Source organism: Streptomyces sp. NPDC057565 (assembly GCF_042801455.1).
GTDB lineage: Bacteria > Actinomycetota > Actinomycetes > Streptomycetales > Streptomycetaceae > Streptomyces > Streptomyces yanii.
Genome location: NZ_JBHVFU010000006.1, coordinates 394,704 through 417,532, shown reverse-complemented (window position 1 = coordinate 417,532; position 22,829 = coordinate 394,704). Strand labels below are relative to the sequence as shown.

At 69.7% G+C, this 22,829-nt stretch carries 20 protein-coding genes and 1 tRNA gene; 5 read left to right on the top strand and 16 right to left on the bottom strand.

The genetic code is table 11. The annotated features are described in order from the left end of the window. Nucleotides 1-231: 231 nt before the first annotated feature. From ACFU8W_RS16410 to ACFU8W_RS16400, 3 genes are all read right to left on the bottom strand, one after another. Nucleotides 232-2,313 carry a tetratricopeptide repeat protein gene (locus tag ACFU8W_RS16410; RefSeq protein ID WP_384037018.1) on the bottom strand — a complete coding sequence of 694 codons (2,082 nt, stop codon included), beginning with the start codon at nucleotides 2,311-2,313 and terminating at the stop codon, nucleotides 232-234. 212 nt (nucleotides 2,314-2,525) lie between these two features. After that, nucleotides 2,526-2,599 (bottom strand) — tRNA-Met (locus ACFU8W_RS16405). A gap of 54 nt (nucleotides 2,600-2,653) precedes the next feature. Further along, nucleotides 2,654-5,515 carry a UPF0182 family protein gene (locus tag ACFU8W_RS16400; protein WP_384037151.1) on the bottom strand — a complete coding sequence of 954 codons (2,862 nt, stop codon included), beginning with the start codon at nucleotides 5,513-5,515 and terminating at the stop codon, nucleotides 2,654-2,656. A gap of 127 nt (nucleotides 5,516-5,642) precedes the next feature. Here ACFU8W_RS16400 and ACFU8W_RS16395 point away from each other — a divergent pair, with 127 nt between their 5' ends. Beyond that, nucleotides 5,643-6,212 carry a PPA1309 family protein gene (locus ACFU8W_RS16395; RefSeq protein WP_345510465.1) on the top strand — a complete coding sequence of 190 codons (570 nt, stop codon included), beginning with the start codon at nucleotides 5,643-5,645 and terminating at the stop codon, nucleotides 6,210-6,212. Between the two features lie 52 nt (nucleotides 6,213-6,264). On the opposite strand, the gene ACFU8W_RS16390 is transcribed toward ACFU8W_RS16395, so the two are convergent. The 4 genes from ACFU8W_RS16390 to ACFU8W_RS16375 form a co-directional block, all read right to left on the bottom strand. Next, a complete protein-coding gene (locus ACFU8W_RS16390; protein WP_384037013.1) occupies nucleotides 6,265-7,353 on the bottom strand; it encodes a PDZ domain-containing protein in 1,089 nt (362 codons plus the stop codon). A gap of 144 nt (nucleotides 7,354-7,497) precedes the next feature. Next, nucleotides 7,498-7,668 carry a hypothetical protein gene (locus ACFU8W_RS16385; RefSeq protein WP_384037010.1) on the bottom strand — a complete coding sequence of 57 codons (171 nt, stop codon included), beginning with the start codon at nucleotides 7,666-7,668 and terminating at the stop codon, nucleotides 7,498-7,500. A 124-nt stretch (nucleotides 7,669-7,792) separates the two neighbouring features. Then, the gene (locus tag ACFU8W_RS16380) at nucleotides 7,793-8,254 is read right to left on the bottom strand and encodes a molybdenum cofactor biosynthesis protein MoaE (RefSeq protein ID WP_384037008.1); all 462 of its coding nucleotides are present in this window, start codon (nucleotides 8,252-8,254) and stop codon (nucleotides 7,793-7,795) included. Between the two features lie 137 nt (nucleotides 8,255-8,391). Beyond that, nucleotides 8,392-9,534, bottom strand: coding sequence for an SDR family oxidoreductase (locus tag ACFU8W_RS16375; protein WP_384037005.1), 1,143 nt, complete (start codon nucleotides 9,532-9,534; stop codon nucleotides 8,392-8,394). Between the two features lie 190 nt (nucleotides 9,535-9,724). Here ACFU8W_RS16375 and ACFU8W_RS16370 point away from each other — a divergent pair, with 190 nt between their 5' ends. Both ACFU8W_RS16370 and ACFU8W_RS16365 read left to right on the top strand, forming a co-directional pair. Next, the gene (locus tag ACFU8W_RS16370; protein WP_345510471.1) at nucleotides 9,725-11,167 is read left to right on the top strand and encodes a zinc-dependent metalloprotease; all 1,443 of its coding nucleotides are present in this window, start codon (nucleotides 9,725-9,727) and stop codon (nucleotides 11,165-11,167) included. Then, a complete protein-coding gene (locus ACFU8W_RS16365; protein WP_345510472.1) occupies nucleotides 11,164-11,712 on the top strand; it encodes an NUDIX hydrolase in 549 nt (182 codons plus the stop codon). The genes ACFU8W_RS16370 and ACFU8W_RS16365 overlap by 4 nt, the downstream gene beginning before the upstream one ends. 90 nt (nucleotides 11,713-11,802) lie before the next feature. Here ACFU8W_RS16365 and ACFU8W_RS16360 read toward each other — a convergent pair whose 3' ends face one another. From ACFU8W_RS16360 to ACFU8W_RS16345, 4 genes are all read right to left on the bottom strand, one after another. Then, complete coding sequence (locus ACFU8W_RS16360) at nucleotides 11,803-12,558, bottom strand: AIM24 family protein (RefSeq protein WP_266981738.1); 756 nt, start codon at nucleotides 12,556-12,558, stop codon at nucleotides 11,803-11,805. 19 nt (nucleotides 12,559-12,577) lie between these two features. Next, a complete protein-coding gene (locus tag ACFU8W_RS16355; RefSeq protein WP_266981740.1) occupies nucleotides 12,578-13,258 on the bottom strand; it encodes an AIM24 family protein in 681 nt (226 codons plus the stop codon). Nucleotides 13,259-13,269: 11 nt separating this feature from the next. Continuing rightward, nucleotides 13,270-14,898 carry a TerD family protein gene (locus ACFU8W_RS16350; protein ID WP_345510476.1) on the bottom strand — a complete coding sequence of 543 codons (1,629 nt, stop codon included), beginning with the start codon at nucleotides 14,896-14,898 and terminating at the stop codon, nucleotides 13,270-13,272. 107 nt (nucleotides 14,899-15,005) lie between these two features. Beyond that, on the bottom strand, nucleotides 15,006-15,629 hold the full coding sequence (locus ACFU8W_RS16345; protein ID WP_345510478.1) for a M48 family metallopeptidase: 624 nt from the start codon (nucleotides 15,627-15,629) through the stop codon (nucleotides 15,006-15,008). A gap of 273 nt (nucleotides 15,630-15,902) precedes the next feature. Here ACFU8W_RS16345 and ACFU8W_RS16340 point away from each other — a divergent pair, with 273 nt between their 5' ends. Both ACFU8W_RS16340 and ACFU8W_RS16335 read left to right on the top strand, forming a co-directional pair. After that, nucleotides 15,903-17,048, top strand: coding sequence for a ThiF family adenylyltransferase (locus ACFU8W_RS16340; RefSeq protein ID WP_384036998.1), 1,146 nt, complete (start codon nucleotides 15,903-15,905; stop codon nucleotides 17,046-17,048). 41 nt (nucleotides 17,049-17,089) lie between these two features. Beyond that, nucleotides 17,090-18,550, top strand: coding sequence for an ABC1 kinase family protein (locus tag ACFU8W_RS16335; RefSeq protein ID WP_384036995.1), 1,461 nt, complete (start codon nucleotides 17,090-17,092; stop codon nucleotides 18,548-18,550). An 80-nt stretch (nucleotides 18,551-18,630) separates the two neighbouring features. On the opposite strand, the gene ACFU8W_RS16330 is transcribed toward ACFU8W_RS16335, so the two are convergent. The 5 genes from ACFU8W_RS16330 to ACFU8W_RS16310 form a co-directional block, all read right to left on the bottom strand. Next, nucleotides 18,631-18,834: a hypothetical protein gene (locus ACFU8W_RS16330; protein WP_345510483.1), complete on the bottom strand. Its 204-nt coding sequence runs from the start codon at nucleotides 18,832-18,834 to the stop codon at nucleotides 18,631-18,633. A 246-nt stretch (nucleotides 18,835-19,080) separates the two neighbouring features. Continuing rightward, nucleotides 19,081-19,404: a hypothetical protein gene (locus ACFU8W_RS16325; protein WP_266990483.1), complete on the bottom strand. Its 324-nt coding sequence runs from the start codon at nucleotides 19,402-19,404 to the stop codon at nucleotides 19,081-19,083. Between the two features lie 32 nt (nucleotides 19,405-19,436). Beyond that, nucleotides 19,437-19,805 carry a WhiB family transcriptional regulator gene (locus ACFU8W_RS16320; RefSeq protein WP_030915514.1) on the bottom strand — a complete coding sequence of 123 codons (369 nt, stop codon included), beginning with the start codon at nucleotides 19,803-19,805 and terminating at the stop codon, nucleotides 19,437-19,439. Nucleotides 19,806-19,977: 172 nt separating this feature from the next. Then, nucleotides 19,978-20,310, bottom strand: a complete 333-nt coding sequence (locus ACFU8W_RS16315; protein ID WP_384036992.1) for a hypothetical protein — start codon at nucleotides 20,308-20,310, stop codon at nucleotides 19,978-19,980. A 164-nt stretch (nucleotides 20,311-20,474) separates the two neighbouring features. After that, entirely contained in the window at nucleotides 20,475-22,664 is a 2,190-nt protein-coding gene (locus tag ACFU8W_RS16310; protein ID WP_384036990.1) for an ATP-dependent DNA helicase UvrD2, read from the bottom strand. Nucleotides 22,665-22,829: the final 165 nt, after the last annotated feature.

Sequence of the window (22,829 nt, the reverse complement as noted above, 5' to 3'; positions counted from 1 at the left end):
GCGCAAATCCGTTGCCGTGGAGGGGTGCGGCCCTGCGGACGACTCGGCATGCCCGCCCGCACAACGGGCCGGGGCTCAGGAAGGATCGCGGGTGACGGGGCTGACCGCGTGGTACGGCTCCGGACCGGCCGGCACATCCCGTGGCATGCGGCACGCCCGACGGCCCTGCACCGGCTCTGACGTGGGGCGCTACGGCCGGCGCAGCGCCCCGTACCGCACCCCTGGGGCTCCCTACGCTGTCAGCTCCTGGTGCAGTGCCTCGCGCAGCCGTGCCGCCCGCTCGGCGACCTCCGCCGGGCCCAGCTCGACCGCCCGGGCGCACCAGCGCTGCCCCTCGGTGAGCTCGCCGCGGCGGGCGGCGAGCAGGGCGAGGCGCAGCGCGGCCCGCCCGTGCCCGTCGTTCGCGGCACGGCTCCACCACAATGCGGCCTCGCGCTCGCTGCCCTCGCGGGCGAGGAGCAGCCCGAGGTTGAAGGCTCCGTTGCGGCTGCCCGCCTCGGCCGCCTCGCGGTACCAGCGGGCGGCGCTGTCCACATCGCCGCGAGCGGCGGCGAGCATGCCGACGCGCACCTGGGCGCGGCGGTGCCCCTGCTCGGCGGCCCGCTCGTACCACTCCTCGCACTCGGTCTTCTCCGGCATCGGCTCGCCGAGCGCGGGCGGCCCCGGCGGCGGCTGCCGCGAGTCCAGCACCCCGGCCAGCCGGAAGGCGGCCTCGGCGCTGCCGCCGCCCGCGGCGCAGCGAAGATGACGCTCGGCCTCCTGCTCATCGCCGTGGTGCAGCAGCGCCATGCCGACCTGGAGCGCCGCCTCGGTGTGCCCGGCGGCGGCGGCCCGCTCGTACCAGCTCAGCGCTGCCCGGTCCTCGTCGCGCCCTGCGTGCAGGATGCCGAGGTTGAAGGCGGCGTCGACGCTGCCCGCCTCGGCGGCCTTGGAGAACCAGGGCTCCGCACCGGCCGCGTCCCCCGCCTGGAGCAGGAGCACGGCCAGTGCGTTGGCGGCCTCGCGATGACCGGCGTATGCGGCACGGCGGTACCACTGCTCGGCCTGCGGCGTACGGTCCTGGGCGGCGCAGAGCAGTCCGAGGTTGTACGCGCCGTTGACGTCACCCGCGTCCATGGCGGCGCGGTACCAGCGCTCGGCGGTCTGCTGCTCGCCGCAGGCGGCGTGCAGGGCGCCCAGGGCGTTGGCAGCGTTGCCGTCACCGTCCTGGGCGGCGCGCAGCCACCACACGGCGGCGCTCTCGTCGTCGCCCGCATCGCGCAGCAGGAAACCGAGCGCGCAGGCGGCCCGTGCCTCGCCGTCCTTGGCGGAGGTGAGGTACCAGCGGCCGGCCTCCTTCAGCTCGCCGCGCCGTTCGAGGATGGCGCCGAGATGCAGGGCGGCGCGACGGTGTCCGCGCGCGGCGGCCTGCCGGTACCACTGCTCGGCCTCACCGGCCCGCCCCGCGGCGGAACCGGCTACCGGTCCGCCGTCCTTGCCCGCGGCAGCCCCACCCGGGTTACGTGTACCGGTCACGGGACCACCGGCCGCGCCCGGACCGGGCCCCATGCCCATCCCGAGCCCCGCGCCCGCTCCGGGACGGCCGAAGGCGTCGTGCGGGTCGTCGGCAACCCTGCGCTCCAGGGCGCGCGCCAGGCGGTAAGCGGCCTCCCGGTGACCCTGCTCTGCGGCGGCGCGCAACCAACGCTCGGCGCCGACGTCGCTGCGGTGTTCCAGCAGGTCAGCAAGGGCGTATGCGCCCAGCGCATGGCCCTGCTCGGCGGACTGGCGCAGCCAGTACTCGGCGCCGGGCTCGTCGCCGCGCTCGCGGTAGTGGCGGCCCAGGGCGTGCGCGGCGGCGGCGGAACCGGCGACGGCGGCGATGCGCCACCAGCCGGCCGCCTCGTCGGCATAGCCGCGCTGATGAAGGAGAACACCCAAGTTGTTGGCGGCGGCCCGGTCGCCGTCGGCCGTGGCTCCCCGCAGATAGGGTTCGGCGCCGTTCAGATCACCACGGCGCAGCAGCAGTGCGCCGAGGACGCTCATGGACGCGGTGTCCCCGGCGTCGGCGGCGCGGCGGTGCCGCGCTTCGGTCTCGGCGCTCTCCGTGCTCTCGGCGTCGCCGGAAGCCGCCGCGGTCCCGGTGACTCCCGTGATCCCGGCCGCCCCCGCGACCTCGACGCCTTCCACGGTCTCGGCGTTCTCAACGGTCACGGCGCTGCCCGCAGCATCAGCGACAAAAGCCGCGCCCGTCACGTTTTCCACCCAATGGACGTGCCGCTGCACAAACCGCCCTGTCTCCAACAGAGTTGCCCTGTCCCCCATAAATACCATCGTCCCACCACCTGCAACCCGCGTACACCCGGTATACCGCGGCCAGTGAGGTCACTTCAGCGTTTTGTCGACATGCCCACAGAGAGATAAGTCAAACACGTCCGGGCCCAACTCGTGCCCCGCGAACCGCACTTCACGCCCACCAGTTGGGAAGGTTTCACGGCACGACGAAGGCCCGGATCCTCGAAAGGATCCGGGCCTTCGTCTTTCAGTAGCGGGGACAGGATTTGAACCTGCGACCTCTGGGTTATGAGCCCAGCGAGCTACCGAGCTGCTCCACCCCGCGTCGTTGTGTTCAAACCGTACCACGACGCGGGGGTGGGGCTTTACCGGCAGCTGCTCAGCTGCCCTTGTCCGCCTTGGGCGCGGCCTCCGCCGCACGCTTCAGCGCATCCTGCAGATCGGCCTGGGCCTTGCCGTAGGCGGTCCAGTCCTGCTTCTTCAGGGCTGCCTCACCGTCCGCATAGGCCTTCTGCGCATCCGCGATCGCCTGCTTGAGCGCGGCGTCGCCGGTGGCCGCAGGTGGCTTCGTGGTCTCGCTCGGCGGTTGCGTGGTTTCGGTGCCGTCCACCCCGAAGACCGCGTTGAGCGCCTCCCCGAGGCTGTTCTCGAAGACGGTCTTCGAGCCGTACGAGGCAGCCACCTTGCGCAGCAGCGGATAGTTCTGCGTGCCACCGCGCGTGTAGACCGGCTCGATGTAGAGGAAGCCCCCGTCGAGCGGCACCGTCAGCAGGTTGCCGTACTCGATGTCGGAGTCGGTTCCCTTGAGGTTTCTCACGAACTCGGCGACATCGTCGTTGCCATTGAGCTCGCTCTGCACCTGCCCGGGGCCCTTCACCGTCGTGGTGACTCTGAGCAGCCTTATGGTGCCGTAGTCCTTGCTGGCCGCATCGGCGTCCACCGCCATGAACGCCCCGAGGTCGGGCCGCCCCTTCGGGGTGAACGTCGTGGTCAGTGAGAACTTCTGAGCCGACTGGTCGGGCATTTTTATGCTCAGGTAGTACGGCGGGACGGCGCCGGACTCCTTGTTGGTCGGGTCGTCCGGGACCTGCCACGCGTCACTGCCGCTGTAGAACTGTGCGGGGTTGGTGACGTGGTAGCGGGTGAGCAGCTCGCGCTGCACCTTGAACAGGTCCTGCGGGTACCGCAGGTGGGCCATCAGGTCCTGCGGAATGTCGGCCCGCGGCTCCACCGTCCCCGGGAACGCCTTGCGCCAGGTCTTGAGGACCGGGTCCTTGGTGTCCCACTCGTACAGCTTGACCTTGCCGTCGTACGCGTCGACGGTGGCCTTCACCGAGTTGCGGATGTAGTTGACCTGGTTCTGCTGGGCAACGACCGCGCGCTGGTTGGTGGTCAGCGAGTCGGCCGTGGTGTCACCGAGCGTCGTACGCGAGGCGTACGGGTAACCGTTGGTGGTGGTGTACGCGTCGACGACCCACTGGATGCGGCCGTTCACCACGGCCGGATACGCGTCGCCGTCGATGGTCAGCCACGGGGCGACCGCCTCGACGCGCTCCTTGGGCGTGCGGTTGTACAGGATCCGCGAACCCTCGCCGATGGCCCCCGAGTAGAGGATCTGCGGCTCGCTGAACGAGACCGCGTACGCGGCGCGGTTGAACGCGTTGGAGAGGCTGACCCCGCTGTTGCCCTTGTAGCTGGTGGTCTTCTCGCCGTCCTCCTCGTAGTCGAGCTCCTTCTGGGGCCCGCCGACGATGGAGTACTGCTCGGTCTTCTCGCCGTAGTAGATCTGCTGCTCGTACGTGCCGAGCTCGCCGGTGGTCGGCAGACCCGACTCGGTGAAGTCCGGGGAACCCTTCGGGTTCTTGCCCGTCGTGGTGCCCCGCGCGGCGATGGCGCCGTAACCGTGGGTGTACGTGAAGTGGTCGTTGATCCAGTTGCGCTTGGGGATACCGTCCAGGTTGAGCTCGCGCAGACCGATGACCGTGTCCTGGTCCTTGCCGGCGGCGTCCTTGTAGCGGTCGACGTCCAGGGTCTTGGGGAACTGGTAGTAGTTGCGCTTCTGCTGGAGCTGCTGGAAGGCCGGGGAGACGACGTTGGGGTCCATCACCCGGTAGCTCGCCGCGTCGTCCGCGCTCGCGCGCAGCTTCGCGTCGTCCGTCGTGGTGCTCTTGCCCGAGTAGTCGTTCACCTGGGCGTCGTCGATGTCGTACGCGTCACGCGTCGCCTGGATGTTCTTCCGGATGAACGGGGCTTCCTTGGCCTGCTCGTTCGGCTGGACCTGGAACTTCTGCACGATCGCCGGGTACAGACCGCCGATCAGGATCGCGGAGAGCACCATCAGACCGAAGCCGATCATCGGGAGCTGCCAGGTACGGCGCCACAGCGTCGCGAAGAACAGCACGGCACAGATCGCGGCGATGCAGAACAGGATCGTCTTCGCCGGCAGATAGGCATTGGCGTCGACGTACCGCAGGCCGGTCCAGTTGTCCGTCGCCTTGAAGTCGCTGGACTTCACCGCCAGCCCGTACCGGTCGAGCCAGTACGCCACGGCCTTCAGCGAGACGAAGACGCCGAGCAGCACCGACAGGTGGCCGGTGGCCGCACCGGTCGCCCGCGCGCCGGGGCTGGTGATGCGGAGCCCGCCGTACAGGTAGTGGGTGAGCGCGGCGGCGATCAGCGAGAGCACCGTGGCCGCGAAGCCGAAGCCCAGCAGGAATCGGTACCACGGAAGGTCGAAGGCGTAGAAGGAGACGTCCAGATGGAACTGGGGGTCCTTCTGCCCGAACGCCACGCCGTTCACGTACATCAGCCACGTGCGCCACTGGCCCGATGCGGACGCTCCGGCGATCAGCCCGACGAGCGCGGTGACCGCGAGCAGTACCCACTTCTTGAACGGGGCGACGCTCATCCGGTAGCGGTCCAGGCTCTGCTGCTCCAGCGACATCGCGCTCAGCGGCGGCCGGAGCCGGTGCGCGAGCCAGATGTTCAGGCCGACAGCGATCGCCATCAGCAGTCCGAAGACGAGGAACAGTCCGATCTTGGTCCACAGGGTGGTGGTGAAGACGGATGAATAGGCGACCGACCTGTACCAGAGCCAGTCCGTCCAGAACCCGGCGAACATGACGAACGCCATGGCGAGAATCGCCAGGACGCCGAGTGTCATGAGCAGGGTACGGGCGCGCCGGGACGGGCGGCCGACTCTGATCCGTGGCCCGGTCGGGCCTCCGCCGCGGTCCGGCATCTGGAAAGCCAACGTGCGCACCTCGAAGTTCGCGGTCGTGTGAAACGGGCCCAGCGATCGTAGAGCCCACCTATGCAACTTACTGAAGCTTTACCTAGTTCCCGTTCCCGGGGCGGAAGGAGGCAGGATGTTGAGCATGCCCAACGTTTCCCCCTCAGGCCCCCCGATGGCCGCAAGCCCCCTCACCGTCGCCGTGCTCGAAATCGACGAGTACGCCGCCGGCCTCGGCTGGGACCAGCCCGCCCGGCTCTTCGCTCTCGTCGACACCGCCAAGCTGCGCGCCCAGGAGCCGGGGCTCGCCGCCCAGCTCGGTCTCGACAGCCCGGAGTCGACGACCGCCGCACTCACCCCGATCGAGCAGGAGGAGATCCCCCGCGGAAAGGCGCTGGACGAGTTCCTCGCCACCATTGCCTGGCCCGACGCGGTGGCCGGATGCGCGATGACGGTGGAGCGCCTGATGCTGCCGCCGTCCGCCGAGGCCTCCGTACCGGACGGGCTCAGTGACGCCCAGCTGACGAAGTGGGTCGCCCGGCACCCCGACCGGCAGGAGGTGCGGATGACCGTGGCCGTCCTGCGCGACGGTGCGCGGGAGTCCGCCGTACGGCTCCGGGAGAAGGACTCCTCGAGTGAGGTACTGACCGGCGCGGGTCTGGTACCGGGGCTGGCCGAGGCGCTGGCCGCCACGTTCGAGTCCTGAGAGCCCGACCACGGCGGGCGGCATCGCGCCTGCCGTGGTCGTGGGGGCGCGGTCAGCCTGCCGAGCAGCTCGGCAGAGCGGCCGTGTCCCCCGTGCGGATCTTCTCCAGCGACTTCTTCGCGTCGTCGATCGTCTTGACCTTCACGAGCGTGAGCCCGCGGGGAGTGTCGGACGCGGCGGCCTTGCAGTTGTCGTCCGGCGTCAGGAAGTACCTGGCGCCCGCGTTGCGCGCGCCGACCAGCTTCATGTTGATGCCGCCGATCGGGCCGACCTTGCCCCGGTCGTCGATGGTGCCGGTGCCCGCGATGAACTTGCCGCCGGTCAGCTGGCCGGGCGTCAGCTTGTCGATGATGCCCAGGGAGAACATCAGGCCGGCGCTCGGGCCGCCCACATCGGCGAGCTTGATGTCGATCCGGAACGGGAACGTGTGGTCCGTCCCGGCCTGGATACCGACGATCGCCCGGTTCTCCTTGGCCGCCTTCGCCGTCGTGATGGTGATCTTCTCGGAACCCTGTGGCTCCTTACCGGCCTTCTCGGCGGCGGCCGCCGTCTTGGCCGGGATCACCGTGAACGTGACATTCTCGCCGGGCTTGTGCTTGGTGACGAGCTTTGCGACGTCCTCGGGCTGTTTGACCGCCGTACCGTCGACCGCCTTGATCACATCGCCCGCGTGCAGCTTGCCCTGCGCGGGGCTGTCCTTGATCACCGTGGAGACCACGACACGCGAGGTCACCGGGATGCCCAGCTCGGTCAGGGCGGCGACCTTGGCGCTCTCCTGGGACTGGCTGAACTCCTCGGCGTTCTCCTGCGTCGACTGCTGCTCGGTCTTGCCGTTCGGATACAGCGTGTCGTGCGGGACGACGACGCTGTCGTGGGCGAGCCAGCCGTATACGGCCTCGACGAGGTTCATGTTGTAGTCGGCGCCCGTGACCCGCACCGTCGTCATATTGAGGTTGCCGGATGTCTTGTACGTCTTGCGCCCGGAGATCTGCAGGACCGGTTCTCCGCCGACCTTGCCGAGCGTGTTCACCGTCGGGCCGGGAGACATCTCCGAGTACGGCACCTTCATCAGCACACCTGCGCAGAGCAGCGCGATGAGGATCAGTGTGGAGGCGAGCATCGTCGCGGTGCGGCGTGGCATGGAACGACAGTACGGGAAGGGTCTGTCAGTGCACCGCCGGGGCCGGTCCGTCAGGGGCGGAGGGTCGGGTGCGGTGCTGTCGCCGATCGGCGGGGCAGCCGGCGCCGCGATGCGGATTGGCGACTGCGTACATACGGTGCTGCCTCAGGCAGCGTCGGAACCGGAGTGAGATTTCTCCATCGCCTCACGGAACCGGGCAAACCCGGCGAGTTCGGTGACATCGCCGGTCGTGCGATTTCTGGCGGCCCAGCTCCCCCATATCGCAGCGCCGAAAGCAGCGAAAAACGGAATCAGCAACCAGGCAAGTGCTGCCATGACGACCTCCCTACCCCATGAGCGACCGCAACTGCCGATCAGATTAGCCATCTGCAGAATCAACGCTCATGGCAGGGGTGCGGTTACGCAAATCGGGGCGGATGACCGCTGGTTGGGTTTGAGCTCAGCAGGCGCCGACCCACTCCTCCGTACCGTCGGAAAACCGCTGGTGTTTCCAGATCGGAACCTCGTGCTTGAGGTCGTCGATGAGCTTGCGGCACGCCGCGAACGCCTCCGCGCGGTGCGGGCAGGAGACGGCGACGACGACGGCCAGATCTCCCACCTCCAGTTCACCCACACGGTGTATTGCGGCCAGCGCCCGGACCGGGAACTCGGCCACGACCTTCTCGGCCACCCGGCGCATCTCGTCCTGCGCCGACGGATGGCAGGAATAGCCGAGCGCGCCGACGTCCTGTCCGCCGTCGTGATTACGCACCGTGCCGACGAAGAGCGCGGTGCCGCCCGCGGCGTCGTCTCCGACGGCGCGGAAGATCTCGTCGACCGACAGCGGTGTCTCGCGGATCTCCAGCAGCCGGATCGGGTCCTGTGCCGCCTGCTCACCGGGGTGGTCGTGGGTGGGTGCCATGCCGCCCATGGTGCCGTACCGCACTGACATCACGGAATAGCCCTTTCCACCGGCGGACCGTCGGCAGCCTTGGAGCCTTCTACAGACCCGCCCGGCAGACGGCGGTTCGACGACGGGGCCTCATGCCGGGAGGGGCACTAGATACGACGGCGCGCCTTGCGGGCGCGACGGACCAGGGCGGCGGTGCCGAGCAGCGCGACGGTCGCACCGGCGGCACCGGCAGCGGTGGCGTCCTTGCGGCCGAGCCGGCGTCCGGCGACGGTGTGCCGGCCCTCGACCTCTTCGAGGAGCGCGGCGAGCACCTCCTCGTTGGTCCACCGGGGACGCCAGCCGGCGTCGTGCAGTCGGCTCACGCTGACCACCCAGGGGTGCATCGTGTACGCGAGATCGCCCGCGGGGGACGGGGTGAGACCGATCCGGTGCAGGCGGGCTGCGGCGCCGAGGGCGACGGCGGAGGGCAGCTCCATCCGGCGTACACCACTGAGCTCCTCGACCTCCTCCTGCTCCAGCCAGCCGTCGCAGCCGACCGCGAACTCTCCGTCGATCTTCTCCAGCGCGGCGTACTCGAGGGCCGTGACCAGGTCGTCGACGTGGCAGAACTGCCAGGTGGGGCGCGATCCGGCGACGACGAGGAGGCGCGGTGACTCGAAGTAGCGGGTCAGCGCGGTGTCCGTACCGCCGACCAGAACGGTGGGGCGGACCACGGTGACGTTGAGCCCGGGGTGGGCACGAGGTGCGCGGCGGCCGAGCCGTTCGATCTCCAGGAGGTCACCGACACCGGTGGCCTCGGCCGTGGCACGCAGCTCTGCGTCCTCGGCGAGCGGGATGTCGTTGTCGGGCAGCGCCCCGTAGACCATCGCCGAGGTGCAGAGCACGGCCCGGTGGACCCCGGCGGCCGCGGCGGCCGTCAGCACGGTCTGGGTGCCGCGGACGTTGTACGCGGTACGGGCGGCGGGGTCGGTCTCCAGGTCGAGATCGAGTGCCAGATGGACGACGACGTCTGCGCCGCGCAGTTTCTCGGCGATGGCGGGGTCGCGCACGTCGAGAATGTGCCAGGTCACATCGGAGACCTCGCCTCGGCGCTCGTCGATGGCGATGACCTGCTTGATCTCCTCGGATGCCGCGAGGCGCGCGGTGAGCAGCTCACCGACGCCGGTCGCGGCTCCGGTGACCGCGACGACGGGGCCGCGGCTCTTGGAGCGGCTTTTCGAGGGCGTGCTCTCGGGCGAAGGGTCGGCCAGGTTTCGCGCTGCGCGAACCTGAGGATCTGGGGAACTCACCGGGCGTCTCCAGCGGTTGTCTTCAGTACGTACCCGAATGACGCGTACGTACCAGGTGGCGTCCATCCTGCCGCAGGCCGGGACCCGGCGGAGCACTGAGGCCCTGAGCGGACATGGTGTCTACGCTGGATGGTGATGTCGGGCAGTCGCCGTCGGTTCGAGCCGGCGGCCCTACGAGCCGAGGAAACCCGTGAGTGACACCCCATTCGGATTCGGCCTTCCGCCGGAGGAGCCGGAGAACGGCGACGAGGGCAAGAAGAAGGACCCCACCGGAGGTGGGCAGGGTTCGGGCGGGCCGGCGAACCCGTTCGGCTTCGGGCCGGGCGCGGGCGGGGACAACCCGTTCGCGGCGATGTTCGGCACGATGAACCCCAACGACCTGGGAGCCGCCTTCCAGCAGCTCGGGCAGATGCTGAGCTACGAGGGCGGTCCCGTGAACTGGGACATGGCCAAGCAGATCGCCCGCCAGACGGTTGCGCAGGGCACGCCGGACGGCACGAAGGACGCGAGCGTCGGCCCGTCCGAGCGGTCGGCGGTCGACGAGGCGCTGCGCCTGGCGGACCACTGGCTGGACGGCGTGACGTCGCTGCCGTCCGGTGCGGTCTCGACCGTGGCCTGGAGCCGTGCGGAGTGGGTCGAGGCGTCCCTTCCCGCCTGGCAGAAGCTGGTCGACCCGGTGGCGGAGCGTGTCGGCATGGCCATGGGCGATGTGCTGCCCGAGGAGATGCAGGCCATGGCCGGCCCGCTCATCGGCATGATGAGGTCGATGGGCGGTGCGATGTTCGGTCAGCAGATCGGGCAGGCCGTGGGTGTGCTGGCGGGCGAGGTGGTCGGTTCGACCGATATCGGGCTGCCGCTCGGCCCGGCGGGCAAGGCCGCGCTCCTTCCGTTGAACGTCGAGATGTTCGGCAAGGACCTGAGCGTGCCGCAGGACGAGGTGCGGCTCTATCTCGCCCTGCGCGAGGCTGCCCATCAGCGGCTCTTCGCCCATGTGCCGTGGCTGCGCTCGCACCTGTTCGGCGCTGTCGAGGGGTACGCGCGCGGCATCAAGGTCGACACCAGCAAGCTGGAGGACGTGGTCGGCCAGTTCGACCCGTCGCAGCCCGAGCAGCTGCAGGACGCCCTTCAGCAGGGCATGTTCCAGCCGGAGGACACGCCGGAGCAGAAGGCGGCGCTGGCCCGGCTGGAGACGGCGCTCGCGCTGGTCGAGGGCTGGGTGGACGCGGTGGTCCACGAGGCCGCGAAGTCCCGGCTGACCTCGGCGGACGCACTGCGCGAGACGATGCGCAGGCGCCGTGCCTCCGGCGGCCCGGCCGAACAGACGTTCGCCACGCTGATCGGGCTGCAGTTGCGGCCGCGGCGACTGCGGGACGCCTCGCGGCTCTGGGCGTCGCTCACGGACGCACGCGGTCTCGACGGGCGCGACGCGCTCTGGGAGCACCCGGACATGCTGCCGACCGCGCATGACCTGGACGACCCGGACGGGTTCGTGCACCACGAGCAGCTGGACTTCTCCGAGCTGGACAAGATGCTCGGTGAGGCCGCGAAGGGTCCCCGGAAGCCCGCGGACGACAAGGGCGAGGAAACCGGCGCCACCGGCGACGGCGACGGCAAGGACGACACCGACCAATGAGCCTGTACGACGACGCCGTCCTCGTACTGAAGAGATACGAGGACCGGGCCGACGCTGACCAGGAGCAGCTGCGGCAGACCTATCTGGACCATCTGGCACAGCATCCGGACGGCATGTGGAAGGCGTGCGGGGCCGGGCATCTGACGGCCAGCGCGCTGGTCGTCGATCCGGAGCGCGGACGGGTGCTGCTGACACTGCACCGAAAGCTGCAGATGTGGCTGCAGATGGGCGGCCACTGCGAGCCCGAGGACGCCACGCTGGCGGCTGCTGCGCTGCGTGAGGCCACCGAGGAGTCCGGCATCAGCGGTCTGACGCTGCTGGCGGGCGGCCCTGTGGTGCTGGACCGGCATGCGATCCCGGCGCCCTGCCACTGGCATCTGGATGTGCAGTACGCGGCGCTGGCGCCGTCGGGCGCGACGGAAGAGATCAGCGACGAGTCGCTGGATCTGCGCTGGTTCGCATACGACGAGGTGGCCGAGGTGGCCGACACCTCGGTCGTGCAGCTGGTGGCACGTACGCGCGCGGCACTGGAAGGCGGCCGGTAGCCGTACCGACGGCCCTCGGCACCGGCACATCGACGGGTAAGGGGCGTCCTCCCACGAGGCCGCCCCTTGCCCGTGTCCGTTCGCCGCGGTTCAGTTCCAGGCGTTGTTCTGGTTCTGGCCGTGCGCTCCCTGCTGGCCCATGCCGTACTGCGCGCGCAGCCCCTGGCCGATCTGGGCGCTCTGCGGGGGCAGCACCTCGCTCGGCTGGACCAGGGCGAAGCCCTGTCCGAGGAAGCTGAGCTCCCAGCCCTCGCCGGTGTTGCCGCGCCGGCGCCAGACGCCCGAGGAGTGCGTCTGTGCCTGCATCTGCACGCGCAGCGAGCTGGACCAGGCGACGATCGCGTCGGCGTCGACGTTGACGTACTTGTCCGGCGTGACCTGCATCATCAGTGGCTGGCCGGACGTCATCAGGGCGACCTTGCCGGTGCCGGAGATGTTGAGCTGGTACTTGCCCGTGCCCGAGATGCCGTACTGGCTGTCCACGGCGATGACCTCGGTGTGCAACGACGAGTCCAGCGCCAGCACATAGGCGCTGTCCACCGTCATGCCGTCGTGGTCGACGTCCACGACATGGACGTACTGCGCGAGGTTGGCGAGGTAGACGGTGCCCTGGCCCGAACAGCGCATGAGGTCGAGGCCCTCACCGGTGTTCGCGCGGGCGCGGCGCTGCCCGTGCGACTGGTACTCGCCGTCGAACTCCATCAGCCCCTGGTACGCGACCATGGCGCCCTTGCGGGCGAGGACGTCGTCGTGGCCGGTCAGCGAGACCCGCAGGAGCTGCGGGTTCTGCAGGGTGTACCGGTCCTGGGACTGCTGTTCCGTGTAGTTGAAAAGCGGACTTTGCATGGTGTGTTCTCGCTCCCCCTCAGTTCCGGACCCGCAGGCGGTCCGTACTGTCCTCGCTCGGCTGGACGACGACGATGCCCTGGCCGGAGAACGCCATCTGGAACGCCTCGCCGCTTCCCCGCCCGATCAGCGAGGAGGCCTTGAAGCTGCGCTTGCCCTTCACCTTGAGGTTCGGGGACCACGCCACAAGGGCGTCGGGGTCGACATAGGTCTCGTCCTCGCCGCGTCCGCAGTCGACGACGATCGGCGTGCCGCGCGAGGTGATCGCGACCCAGCCGGTGCCGGCGATGCAGACGTTCCACAGGCCCTGGCCGGCGAACTTCGCGAGCCCCTTGACCCGCTCCACGCCCCAGGTGAGGTGGCCGTCGAAGGCCAGGACGTTGGTGCCGTTGACCGAGAGGGAGTCGTTGTTGAGATTGATGACGACCACATCGGCGCCGTAGTCGGCGAGGTAGAGCAGCCCGTCACCGGAGCACTTCATCAGGGGTGCGCCCTCGCCGGTGATCCACTGGGAGGCGATCTGCCGGACGGCCGGCGGGTTGGGCTCGTACTGGATGAAGCCCTCGTAGGACACCATCGAGCCGGTACGTGCGTAGAGGTCCTGGCCCGTGGCCATGGCGACCTTGAGCATCGTATGGCCGTGGTTCTCCATACGGGCCGTGACGGGGGTCGGGGCGAAGCCCGCGAGTTGCTGGTTCATGACGGGCTCCCTCAGACCTCGTAGGGCTGGACGACGATGAAGTTGCCGGGGGCTCCCCGGAACTGGAGGTTCACGGTCTCTCCGCTGTGCCCCGGGTATGCGTTGCGGCGCAGCCGGACCTGGCTGGAGATGATCACCTGGGACGCGGACGACCACGCCACGACGGCGTTGCAGTCGGCGAATGTGGTCGGCGTGACCGGCAGGACGACGGGGACGCCGTGGGTCTTGACGACGATCGTGCCGCTGCCCTGGAACTGCATGGTGAACAGGGCGCCGCCGGGGATGCCGTGACCCTCGATCCTGCGGACCTCGTACTGCAGCGACTCGTCGAAGGCGAGGACGCTCTCCGCGGAGACGCAGATGCCGTCGCCCTGGAGCTCGATGGAGTGCAGATGGGCGCCGTCTTCGGCGAGGAAGACCTGGCCTCGACCGGTACAGCGCATCAGCTGCATTTCCTGGCCGGTCGCATTCCCGACCATGCGGCCTGCGAATCCGGCACCCTTGTAGCTGAAGTCGACCTTCCCCTGATACATCACCATGGAGCCCTGACGGGCGAGCACCGGTGTACCGCCCATCGTGAGGTCCACCCGCATGAGCTGCTGGTTCTGCGGGGTCCAACGCTGGCCGGTGGCTGTCTCCTTGTACGGCTGGAGCGCGGCCTGCAGACCGGCACCGGCCTGCGGCACACCCTGCGGCATGCCCGGCTGCATTCCGGGGGGCTGCTGACCGTACGGCGCCGGAGCCTGCTGACCGTACGGTGCCGGGGCCTGCTGCCCGTAGGGGGCGGCCGGCATGGCCTGGCCGGGGAACTGCCCGAACTGGGGCTGCTGGGGCGGCTGTCCCGGCTGACCGTAGGGAGCGGGGGCGGGCGCGGGCGGCGGGACGGTACCGCCCTGCGGTGCCATCGGCGCCGCTATCGTCGGCGCGGCATGCATCTGCTGCTGCGGGGTGGGGGCCTGCGCGGCCGGGGCGCCGAAGGACGGGGCCGGCTGCGGGACTTGAGGGGTCTGGGGGGCGGCCGGGACACCGAAGGACGGAGCGGGCGCCGGGGCCTGCGCGGGCGGGGCGAACGAAGGGGCAGCCGCCTGCGGCTGCTGTGCGGCGGGCGCCTCCTCGGCGACCTCGCCGCCGAAGTTCTTCAGCAGCGCGTCGAGGCCGCCGTCGAAGCCCTGTCCGACAGCGGCAAACCGCCAGACGTCCTTCAGGTAGAAGTCGCCCAGCATCACCGCGCGCTCGGTGGTGAACTCGGCGCCGGTGAAGGCGTACCTGACGACTTCCTCGCCACCCGCGACGATCCGGATGTACCCCGGACCGATCTGCGACATCTGTCCCGCGCCGTCGACGGTCGCAGTGAACGACAGCTTGTGGATGTTCGCCGGAATGCGGTCCAGAGTGACGCGGAACGACTCGGTGTCACCGGACTGGGCACCGAGGAGCTGAATGGACTCCTCGGGCGATTTCGGCTGGTTGAAGAAGATGAAATACCGGTCGTCGGAGAGCTGCTCATGGGCATCGAGGCCGAAGCAGCTGATGTCGAAGGTCAGTCCAGGACCGGCGATCTGCACACCTACGTACAGATCCGTCCCCGGCGTGAGATCACTGATCTTGGCCTTGTGACCGCGTTGGAATTCCCTGGCCATGCGTAACGACCGTCCCCCATCCCGAATGTGAATGCGTCGCGCCAGGCTATCCGCAAACTCCGACATTGAGCTAAGTCGGTACACACCCGGTACAGAATCACTGAACGTCACTCACCACGCGCGGCAGGCAGATGAGGCAGCCGGTCCGCCGCCACCACTCCTTCGAGGTAGCCGCGGGCCCGCTCGGTACGCGGATACGCCTCCAGCAGCCGCCAGAACCGCGGACCGTGACCGGGGACCAGCAGATGCGCCAACTCGTGGACGAGCACGTAGTCGACGACGTACTCCGGCATGCCCTGCAGACGGTGCGACAGACGGATGCTGCCCTCCGCCGGGGTGCATGACCCCCATCGGGTGTTCTGGTTGGTCACCCACCGCACCGAGGCGGGCCTGGCCCGGCCCGCGAAATACTGGGCGGACAACCGCTCGGCCCGCTCGGCGAGTTCGCTGTCGCCGAGGATCCGCTTGCGCTCCTGGGCCGCGAGTTTGTCGAGCATCACGGTCACCCAGCGCCGCTCCTCCGCCTCCGACATCCTGGCGGGGATCAGCACGATGGTGCGGTCGCCCTCCCGGTACGCGGAGACCGTTCTGCTGCGGCGGGTGCTCCTGCGGACCTCGACCGCGCTCGTCACCGAGACGCGGGGCGGATGGCTGGCCGCGCTGCGCTGATGGTCTTTGGCGCTGCGCGCGGGGGTCTCCCCGGCAAAGCCGGGTGACGGGTCGGCGGGCACGCCCCGACGTTACCCGCTGTCAGTGCGGGAAGTCCCGCCTCCGGGACGGTTCGCGCATGATCCGCTCCATGGCATGCACCATTTGAACGACTAATACCCCATGCCTGTGGACAACTTTCTGCACGCTCCGACACCGGCCTGCATTCTGGCAACGGATCTCGCGAAGCTCCGGTTCGCCGCCGACGCACGCAGATCACTCCGGACCGCACAGAGACCACACAGAGATCGCCCGGAAGAGACAACAGCAGGACGAACACGGGCCAGGGGGAAGCCATGCATCCGATGATGAAACCCGCGCTGCGCCGAGCGTGGCGGGGCAGGAACACCGTGCAATTCGGGGTGACGCCCGCTCACGCGGTGAAGGTGGGGCCGATGGATATCGCCACGGGCAGTTTCCTGGAACTGCTCGACGGAACACGCGGCCTGCCACTGCTGCGCGAGGAAGCCAGGGCACTGGACCTGTCCGACCATCAAGTGGACATGTTGGTGGCACGATTGGTGGAAGCGGGGCTGGTCGATGATGTTCGGGCGGGCGGGCCGGAAGCCGATGCGTTGCGTAACCGGGCCGATGTACTGGAGCGACAGCGCCCCGACCTCGCGTCGCTCTCGATCGTGCACCCCGAACCGGGGGGCGGGCTGAGACGGTTGGCGGCCCGTCGCGCGATGCGGGTCCAGGTGCGGGGCTCCGGCCGGGTCGGCGCGGCAATCGCTGCGGTGCTGTCCGGGTCCGGTGTGGGTCTGGTCGAGGTCCTGGACGGAGGGGTCACCGAGCCGTCGGACGTCGCACCCGGTGGGCTTCCGGCCACTGCGGTCGGTGAGCGCAGGGACACCGCCGCCCGGCAGTTGGTGCGACGATCCGCTGTCGGTCCCGCCCCCCGGACGACCGGGACGGACGGCTCCCCGTCGCGTGGTGGTCCCGGGCTGTCCCTGGTCGTGGTCGCTCCGCGGGACGGTCTCGCGGTGTACGCCCCCGACCCTCGTGCAGCCGAACCATGGATCGCTTCGGGCACTCCTCATCTCTATGCCGGGGTGATCGAGGCCACGGGCGTGGTCGGTCCGCTGGTACTGCCCGGCGGTACGGCCTGCGCGGGATGCCTGGACCTGCACCGCACGGATCGGGATCCGCAGTGGCCGCGGATGCTGGCGCAGTGGCGGTCCGGGCGGCGCGGCGCCGCGCAGGCGTGCGACTTGGGGCTGGCAACAGCGGTGGCCGGTCTCGCGGCGGCCCAGGCGCTGGCGTTTCTCGACGGCGAACTGCCCGCCGGCACGGGAGCCAGATGCGAGGCCGCCCTGCCGCTGTTGGACTGGCGGTCGGAGCGGATCGGGCCGCACCTCGACTGTTCCTGCGGGGCGGGTGGGCACACCGGGAGGGAGCGCACCTCCGGGCTCGACGCGACGCAGGACACAATGGCCGGGTAACCGCCGCACGCGGCACGGCAGTCTGGGATTTGGAGGGGCGTATGTCTGATCTTCCCCGGAAAGCGGTCACCCGAACAGCCAAGTTGGCCGCACTGCCACTCGGCTTCGCCGGCCGTGCCACGTGGGGGCTCGGCAAGCGGATCGGTGGCAAGTCCGCGGAGATAGTGGCCCGTGAGCTCCAGCAGCGCACGGCGGACCAGCTGTTCCGCACGCTGGGCGAGCTGAAGGGGGGTGCCATGAAGCTCGGTCAGGCCCTGTCCGTCTTCGAGTCGGCGCTGCCCGAGGATGTCGCCGGGCCGTATCGGGCGGCGCTCACCAAACTGCAGGAAGCCGCTCCCCCCATGCCGACCCGCACCGTCCACGCCGTGCTCACGGAGCGGCTCGGTGAGGACTGGCGGGAGCTGTTCCTCGAATTCGACGACAAGCCGTCGGCCGCCGCATCGATCGGGCAGGTGCACCGGGCGGTCTGGCACGACGGGCGGGCCGTCGCCGTGAAAGTGCAGTATCCGGGCGCCGGGGAGGCCCTGCTCTCGGATCTGACCCAACTCAGCCGCTTCGCCCGGTTGCTCGGCCCGCTGATCCCCGGAATGGATATCAAGCCGCTCATCGCGGAGCTGCGCGACCGGGTGTCGGAGGAGCTGGACTACGAACTGGAGGCGCATTCGCAGCGCGAACACGCCGAGGAGTTCGCGAACGACCCCGATGTGGTGGTTCCCGGTGTGGTGCACCAGTCCGACCAGGTGCTGGTGACCGAGTGGATCGACGGCGTCCCGCTGTCCGAGGTGATCGCGGAGGGCACCCAGGAACAACGGGACCGGGCGGGTCAGCTGCTGGCGCGATTCCTCTTCTCGGGTCCGGCGCGTACGAATCTGCTGCACGCCGACCCGCATCCGGGTAACTTCCGGCTCCTGCCCGGGGGCGGGGAAGCGGACGGGGAAGCGGAAGGCTGTGGGAGCGGACCATGGCGGCTCGGGGTGCTGGACTTCGGCACGGTGGACCGGCTGCCGGGCGGCCTGCCTCAGCCCATCGGGGACTCGTTGCGGCTGACGCTGGAGGGTGACGCGGAGGCAGTGTACGAACTGCTGCGCGAGGAGGGCTTCGTCAAGGAATCCATCGACCTCGACCCGGATGAGGTACTCGACTACCTCCTCCCCATCATCGAGCCGGCGCAGGTGGAGGAGTTCACCTTCACCCGGAGCTGGATGCGCAATCAGGCGGCCCGGATAGCGGATCCCCGCTCCCCCGCCCATCAGCTGGGCAAGCAGCTGAATCTGCCGCCCGCCTATCTGCTGATACACCGGGTGACGCTGAGCACGATCGGGGTGCTGTGCCAGCTGGGTGCGACGGTGCGGCTGCGGGACGAACTGGAGTCCTGGGTCCCGGGGTTCCTGCCCGTCGAGGACCTGCCCGAGCAGCAGAGCCGGGATCTGGAGTTCCCGGATCAGGATCTGGCCGGCCAGGAGCTGGCCGACGACGAGTTGCTCGACGACCGGCCGGCCTAAGAGCTGTCCCGCGCGATGTCCAGGACCGACCCCGCCCCCGGGGGGGGCGCCGGCAAGGACCCCGGCGCCGAGGGGGCGGGTCACCACCAGGCCGAATCGAGGCGGCCCTCGATCGCCCTGATGTGAGTGCGGGCGCAGTCGTCGCAGAAGTACTGGCGCCTGCCGTTCTCCACGGAGCAGATCCAGGTCGGCGGAGCGTACGCGCTGTCGGCGGTGGTGCCGCACAGGGCGCACACCACGATCTCGGCACCCGGCTGCTCGGGGTGATGAGTCTCCTCGTTCACCCCGTGACGATAACTCCGTCCCCGCTGCGCGGCACGGCACCACACACAGCACGACCGCGGGGCCGGTCCGTTCGGACCGGCCCCGCGGAAGGGGTACTGACAGGGGGTGCTGACTGCTGCCGGGCGGAGCGGCGCCCGGCAGCGGGTGCTGCGGTTTCCGGCCTGGCTAGTGCCGTGATCGGCCGACCAACGCGGTGAGCGGGCGCGCCGGGCGGTGCGACGGGGCAAAGCTTGCCGGGAGGGGCACTAGTGCATGACCGCCATGGCCAGCGCACGGCGGGCGCGCATCGAAGCGCGCTCTGCCCGGCGCTGCATCCGCCGAGCGGTGACCAGGCGCACGGCCCGGCGCTCCGCGTCGGCTTCCCTCAGGCGGTCGTGCATATGCGCACGCGCCAGGGCTTCTGGGATGAGTTGCATTTCGCGGGTCCTGTTCTGACGCGAGTCGTTCGCGCCGATGATCGTGACGTTCGGTGTCGCGGAGCCGATGGGCTCATTCGTGGGGACGGTCATTGGTGCCTGATTTCGAGGGTCGTGGGTCCGGGGACGGTCGATGGTTCCGATGCGCTTCATGGGTTTGGGGGCCGTGGCTCCCAGGCCGGCGGTCACGCCGCGACCGGGTTCTTGCGCGGACGGCCACGCGGCCGCTTGCGAGCGACGACGACGCCCTGGATGAAGAGCTCGCCACCCCAGACGCCCCACGGCTCGCGGCGCTCCTTGGCGCCGGCGAGGCAGGCCTCGACGAGCGGGCAGGTGCGGCAGAGCGACTTGGCGTACTCGACATCGGCCGGCGACTCGGCGAAGAAGACCTCCGGGTCGTAGGAACGGCAGGGGACGGGCACGCCGAGGTTCTCGATGGCGTCGTCGAGCGCGGTGAGCGCAGTGAGGGGGATCAAGGTGGAGTCCTCCGTGAGGCCGGGCGGGGGGATCGTTTCGGAAGGCGGTACGGACGGGGCGTGCGCTTCGAGTTGCACGGTGGTGGTGTCCTCGTCTGGTTGTTCCGGCCGGTCGGCCGGGTGGCTGCTGGTACCGGGTACTGCTTGTCCCGAGGCGCCTTCTCGCTGTGTCGTCCGTTGGGACAAAACAAAAGGGCCGCGGATCCCGAGTGGGGTTCCGCGGCCCTGAAGGCGCCGGCCTGATGGTGGATCAGGCTGGATCACTCCAGGGTTCAGGCCCACGGAAGGCCCACATCGTGTGGTGGTGCGTCATCTGCTGCTCGGCTCCGGCTCCGGCACCGACTGCCGCAAAGGCATAGGCCGCCTTGGCCTGTCCCTTCGCTACTGCTGCCGTCGATGCCTGGATCGGTCGCTCATTGCGCTCCCGCACGGGGAGGCTCGCCAGGGACAGCGGGCTGGCGGCGGAAATGCCGGACAGACCGGTGCCACGGAGCGAAGATTCCGAAGAGCAGGCGAGGCCGAGCGAGCAGGCGGAGACGACCGACAGATCGGTCATTTTGTTGGTCTCGATGATGCTGATCACGACAATCGCCTCCTCTCGGCGTCTCGGTGGACCGGCGGGCCGGTCCTGCGTATTCGGATAAGTACAGCACAGGATCAGGGCTTCAGAGAAGTCGCTGTTCCCGTGGTTAAGAACCTATGGTGATGACTGGGGCGGGCGCAAACTATTTTTTCGACGAGTTTTTCTCACACCTCCCCGTCGTCTCCCCCGAGCCCCTCGACCGGGTCCTCACCTGCACAAATGGCCAGCACGGCTGCTCCGAACCGGTCCATCTTCCGGACACCGACCCCGGAGATTCCCGCCAGTTCGCCCTCGCTGCCCGGCACCGCTTCCGCGATCGCCATGAGCGTCTTGTCGGTGAACACGCAGTAGGCCGGCTGGCCGATCTCCTTCGCCCGGTCCGCCCGCCAGTCGCGCAGCCGCTCGTACAGCGCTTCGTCCATGTCGGAGGGGCAGTCCTCACAGCGCATCAGCTTCATCTCGCCGGCGTCGGTGAGTGTCTTGCCGCAGACCCGGCACAGCGCGGGGCCACGACGCCCGCGCTTGGTCACCGCGGGACGCTCGACGCCTCCGCCGCCGCCGACCGTGCCACGCCCGCCGAGCGCCGCCGAGCCGGGACGCAGTCCGTTCAGGAAGCGGCTCGGTCGCCGCCCGCCGCGGCTGCCCGGCGACCGGGACAGCGACCACGACAGCGAAAGATGGAAGCGCGCCCGGGTGACACCGACGTAGAGCAGGCGGCGCTCCTCCTCGATCTGCTCATCCGTCCTGGCGTACGTGATCGGCATCATGCCCTCGGTCAGCCCGACCAGGAACACGGCGTCCCACTCCAGGCCCTTCGCCGAGTGCAGCGAGGCCAGCGTGACTCCCTGGACCGTCGGGGCGTGCTGGGCGGCAGCCCGCTCGTCCAGCTCCGCCACCAGATCGGAGAGCGTCGCCCCCGGCTTGGCCTGCTCGAAGTCCTCGGCCAGCCGGACCAGCGCGGCGAGGGACTCCCAGCGGTCGCGCATCGCGCCGGAGCCCGCGGGCGGCTCCGTGGTCCACCCCTTGGTGGAAAGCACGGCCCGCACCTGGGAGGGCAGCCCCTCCGCGTCGTCGAGCAAGGAGTCGTTGCCCCCGGCGCGCGCCGCGCCGCGCAGGGCGACGCCCGCCTCCCGTACCTCCGCGCGCTCGAAGAAGCGCTCCGCGCCGCGCAGCTGGTAGGGCACGCCCGCGTCCGAGAGTGCCTGCTCGTAGACCTCGGACTGGGAGTTGACCCGGTAGAGCACGGCGATCTCCCCGGCCGGGACGCCGGCGGCGATCAGATCGCGGATCCGGCGGGCGGTGCCCTCCGCCTCCGCGGGCTCGTCCCCGTACTCCGTGTAGGCCGCCTCGGGGCCCTTCTCCCGCTGCGAGACGAGTTCGAGCCGGTGCTCGGCGGCGCGGCCACGGGCCTGGCCGAGCAGGCCGTTGGCCAGGTGGACCACCTGGGGCGTGGAGCGGTAGTCCCTGACCAGCTTGACCACGGTTGCGTTCGGGTGGCGGGTGCGGAAGTTCAGCAGGTGCTCGGGGGTGGCCCCGGTGAAGGAGTAGATCGTCTGGCTGGCGTCCCCGACGACGCACAGGTTGTCCCGGTCGCCCAGCCAGAGGTCGAGCAGACGCTGCTGGAGCGGGCTGACGTCCTGGTACTCGTCGACCACGAAGTGCTGGTACTGGCGGCGGACATGGTCGGCGATGTCGTGACGGTCCTGGAGGATGGCGACGGTGAGGAGCAGCACGTCCTCGAAGTCGATCACCGAGCGGTCGCGCTTCAGCTGCTCGTACATCGCGTAGATCTGGGAGATCTCGGCGGTGTCGCGCGGAGCGTCGCGCCGGGTCTTGGCGACCACGGCCGGATAGTCGGCGGGCACGGTCTGGGTGACCTTCGCCCACTCGATCTCGCTGGTGACGTCCCGCAGCTCGTTGCGGTCGAGCCGGATGCGGCAGCGGGCGGCGGCCTCGGCGACCAGCTGGACCTTGCGCTCCACCAGCCTCGGCAGCTCGCCACCGACTGCTTTCGGCCAGAAGTACTGGAGCTGGCGCAGGGCGGCGGAGTGGAAGGTCCGCGCCTGCACCCCGGCTGCGCCGAGCTGGCGGAGTCGGCCCCGCATCTCGCCCGCGGCCCGGTTGGTGAACGTGACGGCCAGCACACTGGTCGGCTGGAGTATTCCGGCGCGCACCCCGTACGCGATGCGGTGCGTGATCGCTCGCGTCTTGCCCGTACCGGCTCCGGCCAGCACGCACACCGGGCCGTGCAGGGCCAGGGCGACCTCGCGCTGCTCGGGGTCCAGCCCGTCGAGCACGGCGTCCGCCGACTCGGGGACCTGCGGGAAAAGAGAGGAATGCGTTGCTGCTGTCACCCCGCCATGCTGCCAGGTCGGGGGAGGCGGACGCGGAAGTTGTCCACAGGGGAGCAGTATCCGTCGTACTAATGCGGGGCCGACGGCGGGAATGGTGACCAGGTCACGTACGTTCCACTCCCTGCGGGGATGCGCATGGGCGGCTTTTCCGCAGTCGTGAGTGAG

Bases quoted from the DNA above. Each gene is read 5' to 3' on its own strand.
- ACFU8W_RS16410 (WP_384037018.1), bottom strand. From the start codon at position 2,313: ATGGTATTTATGGGGGACAGGGCAACTCTGTTGGAGACAGGGCGGTTT.
- ACFU8W_RS16400 (WP_384037151.1), bottom strand. From the start codon at position 5,515: ATGCCGGACCGCGGCGGAGGCCCGACCGGGCCACGGATCAGAGTCGGC.
- ACFU8W_RS16395 (WP_345510465.1), top strand. From the start codon at position 5,643: ATGTTGAGCATGCCCAACGTTTCCCCCTCAGGCCCCCCGATGGCCGCA.
- ACFU8W_RS16390 (WP_384037013.1), bottom strand. From the start codon at position 7,353: ATGCCACGCCGCACCGCGACGATGCTCGCCTCCACACTGATCCTCATC.
- ACFU8W_RS16385 (WP_384037010.1), bottom strand. From the start codon at position 7,668: ATGGCAGCACTTGCCTGGTTGCTGATTCCGTTTTTCGCTGCTTTCGGC.
- ACFU8W_RS16380 (WP_384037008.1), bottom strand. From the start codon at position 8,254: ATGGCACCCACCCACGACCACCCCGGTGAGCAGGCGGCACAGGACCCG.
- ACFU8W_RS16365 (WP_345510472.1), top strand. From the start codon at position 11,164: ATGAGCCTGTACGACGACGCCGTCCTCGTACTGAAGAGATACGAGGAC.
- ACFU8W_RS16360 (WP_266981738.1), bottom strand. From the start codon at position 12,558: ATGCAAAGTCCGCTTTTCAACTACACGGAACAGCAGTCCCAGGACCGG.
- ACFU8W_RS16355 (WP_266981740.1), bottom strand. From the start codon at position 13,258: ATGAACCAGCAACTCGCGGGCTTCGCCCCGACCCCCGTCACGGCCCGT.
- ACFU8W_RS16350 (WP_345510476.1), bottom strand. From the start codon at position 14,898: ATGGCCAGGGAATTCCAACGCGGTCACAAGGCCAAGATCAGTGATCTC.
- ACFU8W_RS16340 (WP_384036998.1), top strand. From the start codon at position 15,903: ATGCATCCGATGATGAAACCCGCGCTGCGCCGAGCGTGGCGGGGCAGG.
- ACFU8W_RS16335 (WP_384036995.1), top strand. From the start codon at position 17,090: ATGTCTGATCTTCCCCGGAAAGCGGTCACCCGAACAGCCAAGTTGGCC.
- ACFU8W_RS16325 (WP_266990483.1), bottom strand. From the start codon at position 19,404: ATGAAGCGCATCGGAACCATCGACCGTCCCCGGACCCACGACCCTCGA.